We start from the raw sequence: 2,775 nt of genomic DNA, 5'->3' as shown, positions 1-2,775 counted from the left end.
AATGGTCCCTACGTTGACGTGGGGCAGGGAACGATCAAATTTTTCCTTAGCCATCGATAACACCCTCAACAGAAGAATTAGACGAACGATATCTACCATTAAAACAAAGGCAGATATTTTCATATCTGCCTTGTTATATGGAGCTCTTGAGCGGATTTGAACCGCTGACCTCACCCTTACCAAGGGTGTGCTCTACCAACTGAGCTACAAGAGCGTAAAACTTTGCACAACCTGCAAACTTGGAGCGGGTAGCGGGAATCGAACCCGCATCATCAGCTTGGAAGGCTGAGGTTCTACCACTAAACTATACCCGCGGAGCTTGCAGCTCACGCTAAAAATGGTGGAGGGGGAAGGATTCGAACCTTCGAAGTCGTAGACGTCAGATTTACAGTCTGATCCCTTTGGCCGCTCGGGAACCCCTCCTAAGCGAGCCGGCATTCTATACTACGCCGGCCTTCTGTCAAGCATTTTCTCATTAAAAACCTGAGGTTAGCTGCGTTGACGCCGCTCCGCTTTGACAACCTGTTTAGGTGTTCGCTGTGGAGCGGGCGCCATTCTATGCAAACTATTCCAGCGGTGCAACCCCCTCACACAGCATTATTTTATGTTTTAACTCATTGAATTCCTTGGAAAGGTTCTGCAACTGCACATCCCCCAATAAACGCTGGCTTTCGGGCGCAATGCGCAGCCAGAAACCAGGCTCGGGAAGATCCTTTTGCGACGCCTGAACCTTCACACTCATGGTGGCTAGACGCAGCTGCAGCGCGGAAATACTGCTTTCTTGAGTCAAACCACCCAAAAACAGACACTCCTGTCCGGCACGGCGCGCGTCCTGCACTGCCCCAGAGCCACCAGCCGCCTCACTCAATAAACGAATATCTTGCTGGGACCCGCGGTACATACTGAGGGGAGTGACATCTTTCGCACGCAAGGGCGCTTCCTGCTGATGCCAGACGTAATAGAACACATTGAGAACAACGAGCAGCAGGAACAACCAACGCATACAAACCTCAAGTTAAAGGGCACGCCATCGCCAACCCTACAAATACCAGGTCAGGGACGATCCGAGCATCAGGTACGACGTCCGCCACCAACCCAGCATCGCCACCGGTAATAAAGACAGCAAAGCGCTCCCCCCAATAGGATCGAGCCATTTCCATCTGGGTCAGGACGAAACCTCTCAACATTAAAGAGCACCCGCGCTCCACTGCCTCTACGGTACTGCGCCCTGGAGCATGGCTCGTTAGCGCTTTTTCGGCAGCCAAGTCCCCATAACGGATTTTCCGGGTATGTGTACGCAATTGGTTACGCATCAAGGGCATCCCTGGGCAAATGAATCCCCCCAGGTGCTCACCTTCGGCATTAATAAAGTCGGCCGTCACCGCGGTGCCGAAATCCAGAATAAGACAGGCGCCTGCAGCCAAATGAAAGCCACCAAGCATCGCCAACCAGCGATCCAGCCCCAAGCGCTCATAGTCGTCATAGCCATTCCTGACACCAGACATTTCACTAGCCGACTGGGCACACACGACCGAGACACCAAACGTCTGCTCGAGGATTCGGGTGAGCGCGGCAGTTTCTTCGCTGGTTCTTACGCTGACCAACCGACATTTACGCAACGACATGCTGTCAAATGCGCACAAGCTATCCACCAGAGCTTGATCCGAGTCGACAACACCTTCCGCGAACAGACCGCCTGCCGCTGTATTCAATACACGCCACTTGATAAAGCTATTCCCACAGTCGAGCTCAAGAATCATCACGCAACCTCAGGCTGAGCTCACCACCACTAAATACTCTTTCCACGCCGTCCACCTTCAAGCGCAGCGCACCCTGGCTATCAATGCCAAGCACTACGCCTTCTATATGACTAACGCCCGCAATCAAGGAAACCGGACGACCTTGCCACATGTGATCCTTTTCCCACTCTTCCTGGAACGCAGAGAAACCATCAACCTGATGACGCTGGATATAGCCGCGTAGTTGCTCGCTCAACTCAGCCACCAATACGTTGCGATCGCAGCTTTTACCCGTCTCGAGTCGAATCGACGTCCATTGCTGGTCAACTTCCTCAGCAACCTGCATGTTCACATTAATGCCTATACCCAGCACCACATGGCAAACATCTGCCGGATCTCCTACTAGTTCAAGAAGAATACCAGCGATTTTCTTGTTTCCGACCAACACATCGTTGGGCCACTTCAATCCTGCACCCGCCACTCCTAGCTTTCGCAAGGCACGCATAACAGCCAAACCGACCACCAGACTCAAGCCCTCAAGCTGGCGCATGCCGCCTTCGATGCGAAGAACCAAGCTGTAGTAGAGATTTTCAGCAAAAGGGCTTACCCACTTGCGTCCCCGGCGACCGCGACCGGAAATCTGTCGCTCTGCCAATACCAGAAACGGCGCCGCTCGACCCTGATTGATCGCGCGAAGCGCCTCTGCGTTAGTGGAATCAATGGAATCAAAGACTGTAATCGGCCAAACCGCTGCCAAGGCACTAATCTTCAGGGGATCGAGCAGCGTCAAGGGCGTAGCCAGTTGATAGCCTCTGCCCCGGACTTTGTTAATGGACAACCCGAGTTCAGCCTCAAGATGCTGAAGCTGCTTCCACACCGCACTTCGACTGATTCCCAGGGCAACCCCCAGAGCTTCGCCGGAATGGAATCGACCATCCTTTAATAAATTTAACAACGTCAGCATGCAGGTCTCGCCTCACAATGAGGCCCGAATAATAGCCATGAGCCGGGCGATTGCATAGAAATCAAGCGCAGC

General features: G+C 53.0%; 3 protein-coding genes and 3 tRNA genes. All 6 read right to left on the bottom strand.

Translation table 11 applies throughout. From position 1 onward, the window contains the following. Positions 1 to 138: 138 nt before the first annotated feature. Positions 139 to 214, bottom strand: a tRNA-Thr gene (locus JN524_RS27145). 26 nt (positions 215 to 240) lie between these two features. Further along, positions 241 to 314 (bottom strand) — tRNA-Gly (locus tag JN524_RS27140). Between the two features lie 24 nt (positions 315 to 338). Further along, positions 339 to 423: transfer RNA gene (locus JN524_RS27135), tRNA-Tyr, on the bottom strand. 142 nt (positions 424 to 565) lie between these two features. After that, positions 566 to 1,003 carry a hypothetical protein gene (locus JN524_RS27130; RefSeq protein ID WP_202371311.1) on the bottom strand — a complete coding sequence of 146 codons (438 nt, stop codon included), beginning with the start codon at positions 1,001 to 1,003 and terminating at the stop codon, positions 566 to 568. A gap of 7 nt (positions 1,004 to 1,010) precedes the next feature. Further along, a complete protein-coding gene (locus JN524_RS27125) occupies positions 1,011 to 1,760 on the bottom strand; it encodes a pantothenate kinase (RefSeq protein ID WP_202371310.1) in 750 nt (249 codons plus the stop codon). Then, the gene (gene birA / locus JN524_RS27120) at positions 1,750 to 2,703 is read right to left on the bottom strand and encodes a bifunctional biotin--[acetyl-CoA-carboxylase] ligase/biotin operon repressor BirA (RefSeq protein ID WP_202371309.1); all 954 of its coding nucleotides are present in this window, start codon (positions 2,701 to 2,703) and stop codon (positions 1,750 to 1,752) included. The genes JN524_RS27125 and birA overlap by 11 nt, the downstream gene beginning before the upstream one ends. Positions 2,704 to 2,775: the final 72 nt, after the last annotated feature.

The sequence above is a fragment of the Pseudomonas sp. MWU318 genome (genome assembly GCF_016756945.1).
In the GTDB taxonomy this organism is placed as follows: Bacteria; Pseudomonadota; Gammaproteobacteria; order Pseudomonadales; family Pseudomonadaceae; genus Aquipseudomonas; species Aquipseudomonas putida_A.
The sequence above is the reverse complement of the archived record's forward strand: the minus strand, read 5'-3'. Positions and strand labels throughout refer to the sequence as shown.